This window comes from Paraburkholderia humisilvae, assembly GCF_902859855.1.
Classification (GTDB): domain Bacteria; phylum Pseudomonadota; class Gammaproteobacteria; order Burkholderiales; family Burkholderiaceae; genus Paraburkholderia; species Paraburkholderia humisilvae.
In genome coordinates this window covers 15,945-37,099 of sequence record NZ_CADIKH010000054.1, presented here as the reverse complement: position 1 = coordinate 37,099, position 21,155 = coordinate 15,945, and the positions used below count along the sequence as shown (strand labels likewise).

The following is a 21,155-nucleotide window of genomic DNA, read 5'->3' as shown; positions in this document are numbered from 1 at the left end:
GACGATGTCGCCGCTGCCATGCGTGGCGTTGAAGTCTCAACCGCGGAAGCGGCCTCAGACACCGTCGCCGTTACAAACGCAGGCACCGCAACCTCACCCGAATCCGCGGCAGCCGTTCCATTCGCCTCTTCCTGCGAGGCGCTCGCCAACCTGTCGTCAATTCGCATTCGTCAACTCACAATCATTTGCACGGACCAGACCGTATTCCGGCACGCGCGCACAACCCCCGTCGCCGTCGCCGCCCGTAATCTGGTGTGATCTATCAGTCCAGCTCATCGAACAGCCCGTCCAATGCCTGAAGTTCGTCGCCATTTCGCTCGCCGCGCGTCGCAGCGCCATCGGCATCGCGCGCCAATGCGGCCGCGAGTGATGCCGGCGTCGGCGCATCGAACAGCATCGCGATGGCGACCTTGTAGCCGAGCCGCTCCGACAGCCGCGCGCTCAGGCGCACCGCCGTCAGCGAATGGCCGCCAAGCGCAAAGAAGTCGTCGTGCGCGCCAATCCGGGCGAGGCCGAGCAACTCGCCGAACAACTGTGCGACGAGTGTCTCGGTCGCCCCCGATGGCTCGACCCACGCGATTTCGTCGGCAGCAGGCACTTCGCAGCGCGCGAGCGCATTGCGATCGAGCTTGCCGTTTGCGGTGCGTGGCAACGCCGTCAACGCATACAGCGCGCCCGGCACCATGTACGTGGGCAAACGCGCGGCGAGCGTTTGCCGCCAGCCAGTCGGCACAGCCCCCACCTGACCGGCGCTGTCACCGGCGACCACCACATAGCCGACCAGCCGTGTCTGTACCTCGCCCGTTCCGTGAACGACTGCAACAGCTGCATCGGCGACGCCGACGCAGCCGCGCAGCGCGGTCTCGATCTCGCCGAGTTCGATACGGTAACCGCGCAGCTTGACCTGCTGATCGATGCGGCCGAGGCACTCGAACGCGCCATCGGGCAATTCGCGGGCAAGGTCGCCCGTGCGATACATGCGTGCGCCCGGCGGCCCATACGGATCGGGCACGAAACGCTCGGCGCTCAGCCCCGGCCGGCCGAGGTAGCCGCGCGCGAGATTGACGCCGCCAATGCACAGCTCGCCGGTGCCGCCCGCCGGCGTCAACGCGCCGCTTGCATCGACGATGCGCAGCGCGTTCGCGTGCAGCGCGCGACCGATCGTGACCGGTGCGCCTTCAGAAATTTTCATGCAGGCCGACCAGATCGTCGTCTCGGTCGGCCCGTACAGGTTCCAGAGGGCGACGTCGCGCCCGGTGAGTTGCTGCGCGAGGTCAGCCGGTAACGCCTCACCGCCCGCGAAGCCTGTCATCTGCCCGCGTGCCGGGCCACGCCAGCCGGATTCGACCAGCAGACGCCAGGCGCTCGGCGTCGCCTGCATCACGGTTGCGCCGCTCGTGTCGATCAGCCGCGCAAGCGCGGTGCCGTCGGTCGCGGTGGCGGCATCGGCCAGTTCGACGGTGGCGCCTTTGATCAACGGCAGACAGAACTCGAGTAGTGAGATGTCGAACGACGCAGTGGTTACCGATAACAGCACATCGTCTTCGGCCAGTCCCGGCGCAATGCCGACGCTGTCGAGCAGACGCGCGAGCGCACCGTGAGAGACCGCGACGCCTTTGGGCTTGCCGGTCGAACCGGATGTGTAGATCACGTAGGCGAGCTGTGCTTCGCTGACGGCATGCACGGACCACACGTCCTGGGCGGCGGACACAGTGTGCGAGGCGTTTGACATGTTTGACGCGTCTGCGAAACTTGCAATGTCCAGTTCGTCCGCGGCCCCTGCAGTACGCACCGCGTGCGCCGTATCGACAGCATTTGCGGCATTGCTCGCTGTCGCCTCCCCCGCGTCGATCACCACGCGCCCCACCAGCGCCTCTGCCAACCGCGCGCGTCCATCCGCATCGGCAATCACACGCGTGATGCCGGCATCGTCGAGCATGTCGGCCAGACGCGCCGCCGGAAACGCCGGATCGAGCGGCACATAAGCCGCGCCGCTGCGCCACACGCCAAGCATCGAGGCCAGTAGCGCCGGCGAGCGCCGCATGGACACGCCGATGCGTTCCTCTCGCTGCACACCGCTATCGTGCAAACGCGCACCGATACGCGCCGCCCAGCGCGCGAGCGTCCCGTAGTCGAACGCCTCGCCGTGTTGACGCAGCGCGATACGCGCCGGTGAGCGTATCGCCATATCGGCAAACCGCTGGTGGCATGCGCGGAACGCGGCATCGGGCAACGCCGCAGCGCGCGCCGCATCCGCCCGCACCGCAAGTTCGCCGACGCAGTGCACCGCGTGCTCGCCCTCTGCTGCCATGGCGGCGAGCAGGGTCACGTATTGCCGCTGCAGCCTTTCGACCTGCTGTTGCGACAAACGCCGCTGATCCCAGCCCCATTGCAGTTCGAGCCGCGCTGCCGGCAGAATCGTCAGCGTCAACGGATAGTGCGTGCGCTCCGCGTTGGCGACACCGTCGACGCGCACGCCCTGCTCCGCGTCCCGCGCCGGCCGCGCCGCCACCGGATAGTTTTCGAACACGATCAGACTGTCGAACAGCGCATCGCCGCTGCGGCCGGCCCACTGCTGCAGCGCCGCCAGCGGGGTGTGTTCGACCTCACGCATCTGCGTGTTGTACGTCTGCAATTCGCCAAGCCATTCCGGTACCGTGGCAGCGCCGGGCACGCGCAGCAACACCGGCAGGCTGTTGATGAACAGGCCAAACATGTCCTCGGCGCCCACGAGCGACGCCGGCCGCCCCGACACCGTCACACCGAACGCGACCGCTGGCTTGCCGGATAGCCGGGCCAGCAGCACGGCCCACGCACCTTGCATCAGCGTGTTGAGCGTCACGCGATAGCGCCGCGCGGCTTGCCGCACCTGCGTGTCGAGCGCAGTATCGAGCGTCAGCGAAAGTTTCGGCGGTGCGAGTTTCGGCAGGACATCGGCCGGCATGTCGAGCGGCGCGGCAAGACTCGCGGTCAGCGTGCCGGCGTCGGCGGCGGCAGCGAGGCGCGCCCGCCACCAGTCGCGTGTATCGGGTTGCCGCGCCAGCCACTCGACGTAGCGGCGATACGGCGGCGCCACGCTTGCCGCAACCCGCGCTGCAGGGCCGCGCACGCCGAGCGCCTGCTCGTAATGATCGAACACTTCCGCGAGCAGCCGCGAGCCGCTCCAGCCGTCGGTCAGCACGTGATGATGCGTGCGCACCATGTCGAAACGGCCATCCGGGCGACGGAACACGTTGACCCGCATCAGCGGTGCCTGCGACGTATCGACGCCCGCAGCCAGATCGGCCGCGCGCCATCGAGCGAGGCGCGTGTCGTAATCAGGCGCGTCGTGCCAGTCGTGCACCGAGAATGGCAATACCGCGTCGCGCTCGACGATCTGCAAAGCGTGGTCGCCATGCCGCCATTCGAAGCGCGTGCGCAGCATCTCGTGCCGCGCCAGCGCGGCCTGCCATGCGTTACGCAGCGCACCGGCATCGAACGGACCGGCGAGTGTCAGCTGCAACTGGTTCACGTAGACGCCTTCACCGCACTGCCGTTCGCTGTGGTAAAGCAGCCCTTGCTGCAACGGGGTAGCCGGATAGATATCCGCGATGCGGCCGAGCGGCAGCGCGAGCGCGCGCAATTGCGTGTCGTCGAGGCCGGCGAGCGGGAAATCCGATGCGCTTGCACCTGGCGGCGCCGCAACGCAATGCGCGAGCAGCGCGCCGACCTCGCGGTCGAATGCGGCAACGAGGCGCTCCACCGTCTCACGGTCGACGCGCGCCGGATCGAAGCGCCAGCGCAGCAGCAGTCGATCGCCGGTGATCAGGCCGTTCAGATCGAGGGCGTAGTCGAGCCGTGCGTCCGCGCCCTGGCTTTGGCCCAGCGCTTCGTTGCTGAACGCGAAGCGGGCATCGGAATCGAGCGCCTGGTCGAAACGGCCGAGATAGTTGAAGCTGACGGCGGGCCAGCGCTGCGTGCGGCTCGCGTCGAGTAGCCCCCAGTGCAGGCCCTTGTACGGCACTGCGCGCAGGCGCGTCTTGACGGCGACCAGCGCGTCGCCGGGCAAGGCGGGCGCGGCGGGTAGCGCGACCGGAAAGCGTGTGGTGAACCAGCCGACCGTGCAGCTCAGGTCGACGTCGTCGAGCACGCTCTCGCGGCCATGGCCTTCGAGATCGACGGCTACTTCCGATGCGCCGCTCCATGCGCCGAGCGCCTGCGCGAGCGCAGCGAGCAGCAACTCATCGACGCGTGTGCGATACGCGTGCGATGTGTTGTGCAGCAGGTCGCGCGTGCGCGAAGCGTCGAGTGTCCATTCGACTGTGCCGCTGTCGGTAAAGCGCGTGTGCGCTGCTGCGCGCAGTGGCAGATCGGGGACGGCATCAAGTGTGGCCAACGCGCATTGCCACCATGATGCTTCGGCCTGCACCTTGTCTGATTTCGCGTAACGATGTAGTGCGCGCACCCATGTGCGCCACGGTGTCGATGCGGCAGGCAGCGTGACGGGCTCGTTGCGTGCGGCCTGTTCGTACGCTTTCTGCAGCTCGTCGAGCAGGACCCGCCATGACACGCCGTCCACTGACAGGTGGTGAATCGCCACCAGCAGACGTGTGTCGCCCTGCGCCGTCTCGAAGTAACCGACCCGCCACAGCGGACCTCGCCCAATGTCCAGGCTCGACTGGATGCGCTCGCACGCGGCTTCCAGTTCTTCCAGCGAGGTGAGGCATTCGTGGCGTACCAGTTGTTCCGCTTCGCCTGCTTCTGCCGCTGCCAGCCCCTGCTTCCAGCCGTCCGCTTCCTTTATGAACCGCAAACGCAATGCATCGTGACGCGCTGCGATCGCCTGCACTGCATGCTCAAGTGCTTTCACCTGCAGCGGCCCGCGTACCTTCAGCAGCACCGCCTGGTTCCAGTGCGACTCGCCTTCCGGGTAGCGTGCAAAGAACTGCTGCTGGATCGGCGTGAGTGGCAGTGCCGCACCATCGTCATGTGCCTCATCCGAGCCGGCTTCCAGCTGCTGCGCGCGTTGTGCCTGGCCAGCCACCGTCGGGTGCTCGAACACCTGCGCCGGCGTCAGCTTCAGGCCCACTTCCCGTGCCCGCGCGATGATCTGCAGGCTCTGGATCGAATCGCCTCCGGCTTCGAAGAAGTTGTCCGTCACGCCGAGATCGCTGCGCCCCAGTACCGCGGACCAGATCGACAGCAGCTGTGCCTCGGTTTCGTTCGACGGTTCAACCCGTTCGCGTTCCCTTTGCTGTGGCTGCGGCAATCCCCCGCGGTCCAGCTTGCCGTTGGGCATCAACGGCAGACGTTCGAGCCACGTCAGCGTCGAGGGCACCATGTACGCTGGCAGCTTCTGCTCCAGCCGCCGCTGCAGCGACGGCACGTCCAGCTCGTTCGCGCTGCCCGCCACGTACGCTGCCAGCCGCTGCTTCGCTCCTTCACCCTTGACGATCACCGCCGCCTCGCGCACCCCGCTGCCCTGGCGCAGCACCGCCTCGATCTCGCCCAGCTCGATACGCTGTCCGCGCAGTTTCACCTGCTGGTCCAGCCGCCCGAGAAACTCCACCGTACCGTCCTCGCGCATACGGCATAGATCGCCACTGCGGTACTGGCGCGCGCCCGGGCCGCCCTGCGGGTCCGGTACGAAACGTTCTGCCGTCAGCCCCGCGCGGCCCAGATAGCCGCGTGCAACCGTCGGCCCGCCAATGCACAGTTCACCCACACCACCAGCAGGTGCCTCGTCGCCGAAGGCATCGAGCACCCGTGCGCTGCGACCCGGGTAAGGCACGCCGATCGGGACCGTCACCTCATGTACGTCCTGCGCCCCGGTACGCCGGTACAGGGCCGCGACCGTCGTCTCGGTCGGTCCGTACAGGTTGTCCAGTGCGATGTCCGACAGGGCGCCCGCGCGCCAGTGCGCGAGCGCATCGCCTGGCAGCGCCTCGCCGCCCACCGTCACCTGGCGCAACGCCAGTGCCGAGCGCGGCGGGGCGTGACGCTGCCACTGCTGCCACAGCGCGGTCGGAATCCGGGCAAACGTCACCCGGCGGCTGACCAGACGCTCGCTCAGGCTTTGCAGGTCCCACGGTGCTTCGCCGCGCATTTCCACCGTCGCGCCCGTGAGCAGCGCCGGCAGCGTTTCATGCAGGGCCACGTCGAAGTTGATCGTCGATGAGTGCAGTACTGTGTCAGCTGCACTAATGCCGTAGGTAGTGAGGAAGTCCTGCAGGTGGGTCCACAGTGCACCGTGGCTGACCGCTACGCCCTTGGGTTTGCCTGTCGACCCCGACGTGTACAGCACGTAGGCCAGCTGGTCGGGGTGCAGCGGCGCCGGGGAGAAACGCGTATCGCCCGGCGCACACCGCGCATCGTGCGGCTGCTGCGCGCCATTCACATCGATCACCTCACAACCGGCCAGCACATCCGACAAACCATCCGCGCTTTGCGCATCGGCCAGCACCTGCACGATGCCCGCGTCTTCGATCATCTGTGTGAGGCGTGCTGCCGGGTACGACGGATCAAGTGGCACGAATGCGCCGCCCGAGCGGATCACCCCCAGCAACGCCGCGATCATCGCCGGCCCCCGGCGCACGCATAGCCCCACGCGCCGCTCTGCGCACACACCATGCGATACGAGCCGCGCCGCCAGTACCGTTGCCCACGCATCGAGCTGCGCATAGCTCAGCGACTCATCCTCACAACGCAGTGCCGTCGCCTCTGGCGTACGCCACGCCTGCTCAACAAGCCCCGCCCCCAGCGACGCAAACCCATACTCCCGAGCCACCTGCCCCTCGCGCCCCGCCAGCACCAGCTCCCCAACCCGCTTCCTTCCATCCTCAGCCAGTTGCCTCAGCAACGATTCATACTGCGCCGCGATTCGCTCCACCGTCGCGCGATCGATCCGCTCGCCATTCCATGCCCATTCAAGCGCCAGCGCCTGCCCACGCGGAATGATCGCCAGCGCGAGCGGGTAATGCGTGGGATCCACCGAATCCACTGCGGCGACCTTGATCCCCGTATCGTCATCGCGCGCCGCATCGGCCGGATAGTTCTCGAACACGATAAGGCTGTCGAACAACGCGTCGCCGCTGCGGCCGACCCACTGCTGCACCTGCGCCAGCGGCGTGCATTCGTGCTGCCGCAACTCCATCAGTTCGCGTTGCACGTCGCGCAGCCAGGCGCCGATCTCCGCGCGCGCATCGACGTCGACCCACACCGGCAGCGTATTGATGAACAGCCCCAGCATCCGCTCGACACCCGGCAACTGCGCGGGCCTGCCGGCGAGCGTCGTCCCGTAGGCGACGCCGCGCCGGTGTCCATAGCGTGCCAGCAGCACGGCCCAGGCACCTTGCATCAACGTATTGAGCGTCACTTGATGGCGCCGCGCCGCCGCATTCAACCCCTCGGCAAGCGCCGCATCGAGCCGATGCCGCCGCGCGTGCGCGCCGGGTTCTGCACCGCGCGGCTCAGCGAGGCTGGCAGTCAGCGTCGCGGGATCGTCCAGACGCGCGGCACGCTTGCGCCACCAGGCTTCGGTCGTGGCGTCGCCCGCCGCGGCGCGTATCCATTCGACGTAACGCCGGTACGGCGGCACCGGCTCGAACTGCGCCACCGCGCCGCCGATGCGTGCGCGGTAGTCGCGCAGAATCTCGCCGAACAATTGCGTCACGCTCCAGCCATCGAGCAGCAGATGATGATGCGTCCACACCAGATCTGCATGCTGCGCGTCGCGCACGAACAACGCGATGCGCATCAGCGGCGCCGCATCGAGCGCGATGCCCGCCGCGAGATCGCGCTCGCGCCAGTCGGCGAGGCGTGCATCGTAGTCGGTCGCGGCGGACCGGTCGTACGTGTCGAACGGCACGGTGAGCGTGCGTTGCACGATCTGCAGGGCGTTGCCGCCGTGCTGCCACGCAAAGCGTGTGCGCAGAATCGCATGGCGCTCCAGTGCGGCTTGCCATGCGCCACGCAACGCGTCGACATCGAGCGTGCCGGTCAGCGTCACGCATATCTGGTTCAGATAGGCGCGCTCGCCGGGCTGCGCCGCAAGTGTGTGGTACAGCAGACCGCTTTGCAGCGGCGTGGCCGGATAGACGTCCTCGATATGCTCGAGCGTCAAACCGAGCGCGCGCCACAAGTCCGACGAAGCAGCCTCGCTAGCGACGCTGACCGGTGCTTGCGGAGCACCGGCCGTAGTGGATCGCCTCTGCGTGTGTGCCAGCGCCGCGCGCGCCAGTTGCTCGACGCTTGGCGCTTCGAACACTATACGCGGCGTCAGATGCAGACCCGCATCGCGCGCCTTCGCGACGACTTGCAAACTCAGGATCGAATCGCCGCCGACCGCGAAGAAATTGTCGGTCACGCCGATGTCGTCACGCCGCAGCACGGTACGCCAGATCGCGAGCAGCGTAGCTTCGTCAGGGGTTGAAGCCGGGATGGCGCCCGCAGTGCGCGTTGCCGTTGCCGGCGATGGCAACGCGCGGCGGTCGAGCTTGCCGTTTGGTGTCAGCGGCAGGCGCTCGAGTTCGACGTACGCCGATGGAACCATGTGCGCAGGCAGCCGCGTGTTCAGCCATGCCTGCCAGCGCGATGTGTCTTCGCGACCTGCACCCCCTGCTGTCGCCACGTACGCGATGAGTCGCCCCGCACCTTCGTCGACCACCACGGCCGCATCGCTCACGTCCGCATGCGCGAGCAGCGCCGCCCGAATCTCGCCCGGCTCGATGCGGAAACCGCGGATCTTCACCTGCTGGTCGTTGCGTCCCAGATACTCCAGGTCGCCATCCGGCAGACGGCGCGCCAGATCTCCCGACCGGTACAGCCGGGCGCCGGGCGCGCCATACGGGTCCGGTATGAAACGCTCTGCCGTCAGCCCCGGGCGCCCCAGATAGCCGCGCGCCAGACCTGCGCCGCCGACGTACAGTTCACCTACCGCGCCAGCCGGCACACGGTTCAGATCACCGTCCAGCACGTGCAGTGTCAGGTCGGCCAGCGGCGCGCCAATCACGCTGCGCGTGTCGGCAAGTGCTGCTTCGTCGAGCGCACGGTACGTCACGTGCACCGTCGTCTCGGTAATGCCGTACATGTTCACCAGTGCCGGCAGCACGCCGAGCGCTTTCGCGCCCTCAGCCCAGCGCGCCAGCGCCGCCGGCTCCAGACGCTCGCCACCGAAGATCACCGTACGCAGCGACGTCAGCGTGTTGTCGCGATCTGCCTGCGCCAGTTGCACGAATGCCGACGGTGTCTGGTTCAGCACCGTCACCTGCTCGCGCATCAGCAGCGCGTGAAATGCCGATGGTTCACGGGCCGTCCAGTGCGGCACGATCACGAGGCGTCCACCATGCACCAGCGCGCCGAACAGCTCCCATACGGAAAAATCGAATGCGTACGAGTGGAACAGCGTCCACACGTCATCTTCATTGAACGCGAACTGCGTGCGTGTCGCATCGAACAGCCGCGCCACATTTGCGTGCGTCACGCCCACGCCCTTCGGCTCACCCGTCGAACCCGACGTATAGATCACATACGCAAGCTGCTCCGCATGCGGCCGCACGAAGTCATCGTGCAATGCCGCAGCGGGCTCTTCGCGTAACGCTGCAACGTCGAGCGTCGCGCGGCCTGCAAACAGTTCCGCATGCTGCGCGAGGCTCGCTGCATCGACGACAATCGGACCGAGCTGCGCGTCATCGACCCCATGCGCGAGCTGTTGCGGCGGATACGAAGGGTCCAGCGGCACATATGCCGCACCCGCGCGCAGCACGCCGAGCAGCGCAGCGACCAGCGCCGCCGAACGGTTCATCGATACACCGACGCGCATCCCCGGCGTGACGCCCTGCCGCCGCAGCGCATGCGCGATCGCCAGCGACCATGTATCGAGCTGCGCATACGTTACGTGCGCGTCGCCATCGGCAATCGCCATGGCCTTGCCGCGCTGCGCTGCCTGCGCGACGAAGCGCGACACCACGTCGCGCGGCGCGGGCCACGTCTGCACCGCGCGTGGCGCTGCCTCTGCACGATTCTCCGGCAACTCGAACGAAGCGAGCTGCGTATCAGGCGCCACGCTCCACTGCTCGAGCAACCCGGTAAAGTTGCCGGCCAGCCGCGCGAGCGTCGCGGTATCGAATATGTCGACCGCGTAGGTGAAGTTCAGATCAAGCCCGGCGTCCGCTGTTTCGGCGAAATTCAGCATCAGGTCGAATTGCGCCTCGCCGGTCTCCACCGGCTGCACCGTCACACGCAGCGCGTCGCCGAACGACGCGTGCAAATCGTGGCGCTGCTGCTGGCTGACCAGCACCTGGAACAGCGGCGTCTGCGTCAGATCACGCTCGACCTGCAGCGCCTTGACGACGCCGGCAAACGGCACGTCCTGATGGGCATGCGCGTCGAGCAGCCGTTCGCGCACGGCATCGATAAGTTGCGCCGCGCGCATCTCGCCATGCGGCGCGGTGCGCAGCACGACCGTGTTGACGAAGAAGCCAGCCACTTGCGCCGCACCCGGCCAATCGCGGCCGGCGAGCGGCACGCCAATGCGGATGTCGCGCTGCCCGGTGTAGCGGTACAGCAGCGCGTCGAAGGCGGCGACCAGCGTGATGAACAGCGTCGCGCCCCGCGCGCGGGCGAGGGCACGCAGCGCGTCGACGGTGGCGGCCGGCACATGCACGCCGAGGCGCGCGCCCGGCGCGTGACGCGCCCCGCTGCGGGTACGGTCGAACGGCAGCGCGAGCACCGGCATCTGCGCATCGCCGGTAGCGAGTTCTGCACGCCACCAGGCGAGTTGCGCCGCTTCGCGCTCGGGCGTCAAATGTGCGATGCGAGCCTCGATCAGCGTGCGATAGGCATCCGCCGATGCCGCCGCCAGTGCGGCTTCGTCGCCGCGCTGCACGCCGGCTGCGAACTGCCGGTACAGACGTGAAAAATCGTCGAATAGCAGGCCGATCGATGCGTCGTCGCTGACGATGTGATGCAGCACAAGGTGCAGCACATGAAGATGGTCGGCGACGCGGATCAGTGTCGCGCGCACCGGCAGCTCGGCTTCGAGCGCGAAGGGTGCGCGCACGAGGCCGGCTAGCGATTCGGCAAGCTGTGCCTCGAAATCGCCGTCGGCATAGTCGTGCGGCAGATCGACGAGCTGGATCGCGGCGCGGCTTGCCGCATCGATACGTTGAAACGGAACGCCCGCCGTTTCGCCAAAACGCATCCGCAATACCGGATGGCGCGCGCTGAGTGCTGCGAAAGCATCGCGCAGCGCGTCGACGTCGAGCGTGCCGGCGAAACGCAACGCGCCGTTCACGTGATATGCGGCGCTGTGCGGATCCATCTTCCACAGGAACCACAAGCTGGTTTGCGATGCGGATAGAGGCATCGGCGTGGCCCACGCGATGGGCGCCGATGCGGCAGGCGCGCGCGCGGCCGCCTCCAGATCTGAGCCCGTGTTATCGGCGAGGTGTGCGCCACGCAGCGTTGCGGCGAAATCGGCTAACACCGGGTGTTCGAAGACCGTGCGCAGCGTAGGCGCATTGCCGAGTGCGCTGCGCACGGCCGAGATCATGCGGACCGCGAGCAGCGACTGGCCTCCTAGCAGGAAGAAATCGTCGCGCACGCCGACGCGCTCGACGCCGAGGACTTGCTGCCAGATTGCAGCGAGCGTCGTCTCCGTTTCGTTACGTGGGGCGACGAATGCGGCATGTGCGGAGGTGGACGTTGCCGGCGATGGCAACGCGCGGCGGTCGAGCTTGCCGTTTGGTGTCAGCGGCAGGCGCTCGAGTTCGACGTACGCCGATGGAACCATGTGCGCAGGCAGCCGCGTGTTCAGCCATGCCTGCCAGCGCGATGTGTCTTCGCGACCTGCACCCCCTGCTGTCGCCACGTACGCGATGAGTCGCCCCGCACCTTCGTCGACCACCACGGCCGCATCGCTCACGTCCGCATGCGCGAGCAGCGCCGCCCGAATCTCGCCCGGCTCGATGCGGAAACCGCGGATCTTCACCTGCTGGTCGTTGCGTCCCAGATACTCCAGGTCGCCATCCGGCAGACGGCGCGCCAGATCTCCCGACCGGTACAGCCGGGCGCCGGGCGCGCCATACGGGTCCGGTATGAAACGCTCTGCCGTCAGCCCCGGGCGCCCCAGATAGCCGCGCGCCAGACCTGCGCCGCCGACGTACAGTTCACCTACCGCGCCAGCCGGCACACGGTTCAGATCACCGTCCAGCACGTGCAGTGTCAGGTCGGCCAGCGGCGCGCCAATCACGCTGCGCGTGTCGGCAAGTGCTGCTTCGTCGAGCGCACGGTACGTCACGTGCACCGTCGTCTCGGTAATGCCGTACATGTTCACCAGTGCCGGCAGCACGCCGAGCGCTTTCGCGCCCTCAGCCCAGCGCGCCAGCGCCGCCGGCTCCAGACGCTCGCCACCGAAGATCACCGTACGCAGCGACGTCAGCGTGTTGTCGCGATCTGCCTGCGCCAGTTGCACGAATGCCGACGGTGTCTGGTTCAGCACCGTCACCTGCTCGCGCATCAGCAGCGCGTGAAATGCCGATGGTTCACGGGCCGTCCAGTGCGGCACGATCACGAGGCGTCCACCATGCACCAGCGCGCCGAACAGCTCCCATACGGAAAAATCGAATGCGTACGAGTGGAACAGCGTCCACACGTCATCTTCATTGAACGCGAACTGCGTGCGTGTCGCATCGAACAGCCGCGCCACATTTGCGTGCGTCACGCCCACGCCCTTCGGCTCACCCGTCGAACCCGACGTATAGATCACATACGCAAGCTGCTCCGCATGCGGCCGCACGAAGTCATCGTGCAATGCGGCTATTTCTTCGTCCGCAACGGCTACATCGTCGTGCGCAGCCAGTACTTGCGCATCCAGCAACGCCATTCCTGGCAACAGCGCTTCGAAGCGCTCGCGTTGATCCGGCTCGACGATCAGCGCGTCGAGTCGTGCGTCGAGCGCGATGTGACGCAGGCGATCGTCCGGGTAGGCCGGATCGAGCGGCACATACGCAGCACCCGCGCGCAACACACCGAGAATCGTAGCGACCAGCGCGGGCGTGCGCGCCAGTGCAATACCGATGCAGCCTTCGCCGCTACGCGCCAACGCCGCCCGACAGGCGCGTGCGATTCGTGCCGAACGCCGACCAAGCTCACGATACGTCAACGAAGACGACATGCCGTCATCGCCGGCAAACGAGACCGCAAGGGCGTCGGGTCGCGCGGCAATCTGCGCGTCGATGCGCTCTGTCACGGACTTGTACTCGTGCTCAAACGATGCAGTTGCGTTGCTGGCGGGTTGTTGCGCTGTCGCGTCTTCGGCAGCAGCGAGATCGCGCAGCCGCGCACGCGGAGTGCCGGGCGCGGTCAGGGCCTGTACGAGTCGGTCCAGCATCTGTTCGAAATGCGCGGCCAGCAGTGTGGCGTCTTTCGCGGCGACACGCGTCGTATCGAGACACCATTCAAAGCACAGTGCGCCGCGTTTGTCGCGATGCGGCGCAATCACCAGCATCAGCGGCAGATGCGAGCGGTTGTGTGCTTCGATCGCGCGCAACGCGAGCCCGCTGCGGCTTGCATCGAGCGCTTCGTCGAGCGGAAAGTTTTGGAACACGATCAAGCTGTCAAACAGCGCATCGCCGCTGCGCCCAGCCCATTGCTGAAGACTCGCGAGCGGCGTGTGTTCGACCTCTCGCAACTCCGCATTGCGCCGCTGCAGTTCGGCTAGCCATGCCGTGACCGGCAGCGACGGCCCGACGTCGATCCACAACGGCAAGCTGTTGATGAACAGACCGACGGTGGCCTGCGCGTCGGGCAAATCGACTGGACGCCCCGCCACGGTCGTGCCAAACAGCACCTGGCGACGCCCGGAGAAATGCGCCAATGCAAGCGCCCAGGCGCCTTGCACCAGCGTGTTGAGCGTCACCTGCGCGCGTTGCGCGGCACGCCGCAGTTGTGCGGCACGTGGCTCGTCGAGTTCACGGACGATGACTTCGGGCTCGTATGAGGTTGCGGATTCGGTATGCTTTGCGCGCGACGGCGTGCCCAGTCCACCGCCGAGCGCATCGCTGAGAAGCGCAGGTTCGTCGAGTGTTGCAAGACGCGCGTGCCAGAATGCAGCGGTGTCAGGCTGCCGCCGCAGCCAGCGCACATAGTCGGCGTACTGCGGGCCCGGCGTCGCATCCGGCGTGCGGCCCGCGGCCAGCTCTGCGTATGCGCGCGCCACTTCGGCGATCACCTGTGCGGTGCTCCAGCCATCGGTCAGCGCGTGATGGTGCGTCCACAGCACGTCGTACGCGCCGTCGGGACGCTCGAATACGTCCACGCGCATCAGCGGTGCGACGCCCGAGTCGAAACCGCGTTCGACGAGGCACGCACGCTGCTGCGCGAAGGCTGCTTCATAGGCGTCGGCTGGCACGGACAGCGGCTCACGGATGTCGAACGGCATCGTCGCAGCGCGCTCGACCACTTGCAGCGGTTCGCCGCCGGCCGGCCACACGAAGCGCGTGCGCAGCACCGGATGCCGCGCGATCACCGCATTCCACGCGCCGCGTAGCGTGCCGAGCCGCAAGTTGTCGACGGTCAGACGCAGTTGCGAGACGTATGAGCCCGGTGCATCGCCGAGCATGCCGTGAAACAACAGGCCCTGCTGCATGGGGGTAGCCGGGTAAACGGCTTCTGCCGCGTTGCGCGCGACGTTGGCGGCGGAAAAACATGCGTCTTCGTCGAAGGTGTCGGCGGGTTCTGATGTCGGGGGCGCTGTTTGTACGAGCGCGGTGTCGGCTGTGGCAGCCGAGTCTGCTGCGGCGACTTGCTTGGCCGCAGCCATTACCCCGCCCGTTATCGTCGCACTCGCGACCGGCGCTATCGCTACCGCAACGCGTGCGGCTGCCCCGATCGTCGGGTAGTCGAACATCTGCCTGGGCGTCAACTTGAGCCCCGCACGACGCGCCTTGCCGATGATCTGCAAGCTCAGGATCGAATCGCCGCCAATTTCGAAAAAGTTGTCGGTCACCGAGATTGCGTCGCGCTTGAGCACCTGCTGCCAGACCGCCAGCAACGCGCGTTCGGCGTCGTTGCCCGGCGCGCCGTGTGCCTGCGCGGAGGACGCTGCGCCGGCATTCGGCGCTGGCAGCGCCGCGCGGTCGATCTTGCCGTTCGAGGTGAGCGGCAGAGCCGCCAGCACCTGCAGCGATGCCGGCACCATGTAGTCGGGCAACTCGGCGACGAGTTGCGCGCGCAGTGCGGCCAGATCGACCGGCGCGTCCGACGTAATCCATGCGGCGAGGCGCAACGGTGCATCGGGCACGTCGGCATATGCGGCCACCACCGCATCGCGTACGCCATGGTGGGCGCGCAGTCGTGCGGCGATCTCCTCCGGTTCGACGCGAAAGCCGCGGATTTTGACCTGGTCGTCGAGACGGCCGAGAAACGCAAATTCGCCGTTCGGCAAACGCCGGCTCTTGTCGCCGGTGCGATAGCGCCGTGTGCCGTGACCATCCGGATCGGGTACGAAACGCTCGGCGGTCAGCGCGGGTTGATTCAGGTATCCGTACGCGACGCTCGGACCGCCGATGCACAGTTCGCCGGCCATGCCCCTAGGTACGGTGTTGCCGTCGGCGTCGACGATTTTTGCGTCGACGTGCGCGAGCGGCGTGCCGAGCAGCAGTGTGGCGGCGCTGGTTGCGTCGCTCGCACGAGCTGCACTACTCCCACCGTCGACACCCGTTGCGAGCACCCCCACCGCCGTTTCAGTCGGCCCATAGTGGTTGACGATCCGACATTGCGGTCGCAACTGCGCGACCGTCTGTGCCAACCGCGTCGGCGCAGCCTCACCGCCAAGCACAAGGCAGCGGCGCGGCAACGTGTGTTGCGGCGATTGCCCCTGCATCAGCGCATCCAGATGGCTTGGCACGACCTTCAGCAGATCAATCGCGTGGGTATCCATATATGCAGCGAACGCGTCGGGATCGGCGGCAAGTTGCGCGTCGATGGCGTGCAGCGTCCAGCCGTGCCACAGCGCGCCGAACAACGCCGTGTGGCCGAGATCCGCAGCCGGTGTCGAAATCCACGCCGCACTCGCGATGCCGTCCGGCAGGCGCTGCGCGACGCCGCGCAGATACGCGCTGAGCGCAGCGTGGCTCACCATCACACCCTTGGGCCGGCCGCTCGAGCCCGACGTGTAGATCACATACGCCGGCCACACGAAATGATCGCGGCCTGACGGCGCCTGCGGCACCGCCTCCGTTTTGGCGTGGTGCGGCGGTGTCTCGTCCGCTGCGCGCGAGGCACGCGGATCGAATGTGACCATGCCGGCCGGCAGCCGGTCGAGCGCCACCGCATCGGCGGCGACCATGACGCGCGCGCCGCAATCGTCGGCTTGCCAGCGCAGACGCGCAACCGGCAGCGCCGGGTCGAGCGGCACATAGCACGCGCGCACGCGCCACGCGGCTAGCAGACTCGCGACCAGCGCCGCACCGCGCGGCAATGCGAGCGCCACCCGGTCGCCGGGTTGCACGCCGCGCTCGACCAGCGCGGCGGCAAGCCGACTCGACCAGTCCCACAGGTCGCGCCAGGACAGCGGACCGTCGCGATCGATCAGCGCATCCGAATCAGGACGCTCGGCAACAAAACAGGCGACGCGGGCAGGCAGGTAGTCGGTATCGAATTGAATGTCTTGCATGGTTCTCGTGATCCGGTGCGTCTCGGTGATGCTCGCGGCGGCGGCATGCCGCCTGCGGGCTCGATGTGATGGCTGGCGCTGGTCAGGCCGCGCAAGCGCCGGCAGCTCGCGGGGTGTCGCGCGCTGCAGTGTCGCTGTTGCGTGTTTCGCTCTTACATGCGTCGTCGTCGCGTGCTTCGCTCAGCGTGAATTGGCCGATCGCGCGCTGAGGCGTCGCAGCAGCCTCAGCAATCAGTTCGACGTAATGCCGCGCCAGTTGCGCGATGAAGCCTTCGTCGTACAAAGCGGCGGCGTAAGCGAACACGCAGTCGAGGCCGCCCAAGCGGTTGCGCGATACGTCGAGCGCGAGCTCGAAGCGCGCGTCGCTGGCATCCGCGTTGGTGAGCGTGGCGCGCACACCGTCGAGCTCCCGCTCAACGTCGAGCGCGTCGTGCATCACGAATTTGATCTGTGCCAACGGCGTACCGCCCAGCGGCGTGCTTCCGGCCGACGATGCAGCGTCGCGGCGCACTGTGCGCAGCGCAGCGACCACACGGTCGAACGGCACATCTGCATTGCCCTGCGCATCAATGCTGTCATCGCGCACTGCACGCAGCAGCGCTGCAAACGGCTGCGCGCCCTTCACCGATGCACGCATCGCGAGCGTATTGACAAAAAAGCCGATCAGGCCTTCGGTCTCGGGCCGATCGCGACCGGCGACCGGCACCGCCACGACGATGTCCTGTGCCCCGCTGTAGCGATACAGCACCGCATCGAATGCGGCGAGCAGCACCATAAACAGCGTCGCCTGCCCGGCTCGCGCGAGAGCGTCGAGCCGACCCGCCAGCGCGGCGGAAATTGGCACGCACACCCGCCCCGCGTGCGGCTCGAACGGACTGTTGCGATCACGCAGCGCCGGCAGGTCGAGCGGCATGTCGTAGCCCGCGAGCCGCGCACGCCACCAGGCGAGCTGTGCGTCGAGCGCGGCGCGGCCGTCTGCGGCCAAGCGTTCGCGCTGCCACGCCGCGTAGTCGGCGTACTGGATAGGCAGCGGCAAGAGCGCCGGCGTCTCGCCGCGTCGTGCCGCGCGATAGCCCGCCGCGAATTCGCGCAGCAGCACGTCGAACGACCAGCCATCCGCGACGATATGATGCATGACCAGATGCAGCAGATGGCGCTCGAGCCCGAGCGTAACGAGCGTCGCACGCATGAGCGGCCCGTGCGTCAAGTCGAAGGGTGCACGTGCGAGCCGATGCAATTGCACGTCGCATTCCGCCGGGCTCAGGTGTTGCGCGTCGATGCAGTCCCAGTGCCAGGCGTCTTTTGCCTGCGTAAGCGGAACGATGACCTGGCGGGGCTCGTCGTCGATTTCGACAAAACGTGTGCGCAACATCTCGTGGCGTCCGACCAGCATGTCGAGCGCCGCGTGCACTGCCTGCGTATCGAGCGCCCCCCCGAGCGAACCTTCAAGCGACAGCGCCGCCGCGAGGTTGTACGCGGGGCTGTCGGGTTCGAGGCGCCACAGCACCCAGAGTCGTTCCTGCGGCAGCGACAGCGGTGCGTCCGCTGCGGCGCGGCGCACTGGCGCCAGGACCGACCGTCGCGCGCTCAATGGCTCTGCTTGCCGCGTATCAAGCGCAGCGCCGAGCAGAGCGGGCGTCGGATGGCTGAACAGCAGGCCGAGCGGGACGTCGATGGCCAGTGCCGCGCGCAACCGCCAGGCCACCTTCACCGCCAGCAGCGAGCGACCGCCGAGGGTAAAAAAGTCTTCCGATGGCGCGGGCAGCGGTACGTCAAGCATGTCGCGCCAGATTTCAGCGATGATGCGGGAAGTGGGAGTATGGGGCGACTCTTCGAGTGCACACTGCGTTTGCGGTGCGCCGCGCGCCGCCCCGGTGTACGACATCGCCGGAACATTTGCGTCAAACGTCGGTTGCGCTTCGCGTGCCTCCGGCGCGTGCGCATCGCGTACCGCGAACGGCACCAGCGCGCCACTTCGCCACGCGTCGAAACAGGCACTGCGCTGCAATTTCCCGCTCGACGTACGCGGCAAATCTCCAGGCTCCAGCAGCAGCACAAGATCGACCTCGTAACGAAACGCTTCACCTAGCGCCGCCGCAATCGCCGCGACAATCTCGCCTGGCGCGATCTGCCGCGCCCTGCCGCGCGGCACCTCGGCCGCGATCCCGATCGCCTCGGCGCCGTCGCCGGCTTCAACCGGAAACGCCGCAATCCGCCCGCGCCTCAACCATTCGATGCGATCCGCGAGCAGCGCCTCCAGATCCTGCGGGTAAACGTTCTCCCCGCGCAGCACGATCATGTCCTTGTGGCGGCCGCAGATGAACAGCCCGCCACCATCGATGAAACCAAGATCGCCGGTACGCAGCCAGCGCCCCGCAAAACCGGGGACATCGTCGACGAACGCAGCAGACGTCGCCTGCCGATTGTGCCAATAGCCTTGCGCGATGCTCGGGCCACTGCACCACACCTCGCCGACGCGGCCATCGGCAAGCCGCGCACCGGTATGCGGATCGACGATCGCCAGCGAATGCCGCGCCGCCGGCACGCCGCAGCCGACCACCTGCTTCGCGTCGGCGTCACCGGCCGGCGGCAACGCGAGCGGCATCGAAGCCGCCAGCGCGGACGCCGAAAAGCTCCGCTCAGGCGCGCCCGCGCCGATCGTCACGCCGGTGACGAACAGCGTCGCCTCCGCGAGCCCATAACACGGATACAGCGCGCCGCTATCGAACCCATGTGCGGCAAAGCGCGCGGCAAACTGCTCGAAGGTACGCTGCCGAATCGGCTCCGAGCCGCAGAACGCCACCCGCAACGACGCCAGATCGAGCCCTTCGAGTTGCGCATCGCGCACGCGTTCCGCGCACAACCGAAACGCGAAATCGGGCCCGCCGGTGATCGTCGCGCGCTCGCGTGCGACGCCGGCCAACCAGCGCGCCGGCCGCTCGAGGAAGTGCAGCGGCGCCATCAGCGTCAACGGAAAACCGCACAGCACCGGCATCAGCACGCCGTTGATCAGCCCCATGTCGTGATACAGCGGCAGCCACGAGAACATCCGGCCATCGACGCGACAATCCATCGAGCGCGCCATCGCATCGATGTTTTCGCACAGGTTCGCGTGACTCACCATTACGCCCTTGGGCGCCGACGTCGACCCCGACGTGTACTGCAGAAAAGCAATCGCATCGCCTGGCGCGGCGCCGATGCAAAAGCCTTCGCCCTCGTCGGCGTCGTGCGCCACGCCAGCCGACGGCGACACTTGCGCGATGCGCTGCGTACCGGCATCGAACGCGATCGCATCTGCCCAGGCGCGCGATGCATCGTCGAGCACCGCGGCACACGCACCGCAATCCTGCGCGATGCGGCTCAGTCGCTCAGCGTGAGCGCTCGACTGTGCCTGGGGCGGATACGCGGGCACCGCAATCATCCCCGCATACTGGCACGCGAAAAACGCCACGATGTAATCGAGCCCGCTCGGCAACAGCAGCAGCACGCGTTCGCAAGCACCACCGTGCTGACGCAACACTGCAGCAAGGCGTCGCGCGCGCGCATCGAGTTCGGCATAAGTCAGGTGCAGCGCAGCCGTCTCGCCGTCAGCCAAAAAACGCACCGCTACTGCGTGCGGCCGCTGCACTGCGTACAAGCGCGTCACCGAGACCAGATCACCTGCGGGCGTGCAGGCCAGCGGCGCGAGCGCCGTTGCAGCGGCGCCCCCGGCCTGACTCTGAGCGCCGGCGTGACGCTCGATCCCGATCACAGTCATCCCTTCTCTCCTGAGATTCGCCGCACGCTCAGTGCAGCCGCCGTCACTGTCCTTGCGATCTGTGCAGTGCCGACAATGAACCGCCTACGTCGCTTAAGCGCCACCGGCGGCATGAACATCGTCATTGCGGGGAACGTGAGTCGTCTTTGCCGATCGCTCCCGGTTGTCTCGTCGTGTTGCGTCAGATGTGCGGCGCGCTGCGCCGCCGGGCGTTACTTCATCACGCGAAGCTGATCGGCAAGCCGCCACGCCCAAGCCGCGCTGCTGACTAGGGCTGTCTACCGCCCGCTCCGCGAAACGCTGCAGGTCGGTCAATTGCAGTGCTTCATCGACCTTGTCCGCATCGACGCCGGTAAACCGGCCCAGTGCGCCATGCCATGGATAGCGGCCGAACGCGACGAGCTCGCGCACGTTCATGCCGTTAGCGACCGGCGGCTGTTGCGGCAGATACGCGACGCGGCGCGCGAACGAGCGGTTATCCCAGTCGGACAGCGCTCGGCCCGCAAAGCGCAGCGTACCGGCCGCCGGTGGCTGCTGACGCGCGAGCAGCTTGAGCAGCGTCGATTTGCCCGAGCCGTTATGGCCGATCAGGCCGCACACGTGTGCTTGCGGTAGCGTCAGCGTGAGCGGATGCAGCAAGGTACGCCCGTAGGCGAACGACACACCGTCGAGTTCGTACATCGGTTCGGCAGGTGCCACAGGCAACGCGGCAGAAGACAGATTGGTGTTCATGTGTGAGCAAAA

At 67.3% G+C, this 21,155-nt stretch carries 2 protein-coding genes and 1 pseudogene; all 3 read right to left on the bottom strand.

The features are described from left to right. Positions 1-262: 262 nt before the first annotated feature. Positions 263-16,654: a non-ribosomal peptide synthetase gene (locus HV796_RS33115; protein WP_175232114.1), complete on the bottom strand. Its 16,392-nt coding sequence runs from the start codon at positions 16,652-16,654 to the stop codon at positions 263-265. 82 nt (positions 16,655-16,736) lie between these two features. Beyond that, a complete protein-coding gene (locus HV796_RS33110; protein ID WP_175232113.1) occupies positions 16,737-20,411 on the bottom strand; it encodes a condensation domain-containing protein in 3,675 nt (1,224 codons plus the stop codon). 267 nt (positions 20,412-20,678) lie between these two features. Beyond that, positions 20,679-21,143 (bottom strand): annotated as a pseudogene (locus HV796_RS33105) (ATP-binding cassette domain-containing protein); the annotation flags it as partial. Positions 21,144-21,155 lie beyond the last annotated feature (12 nt).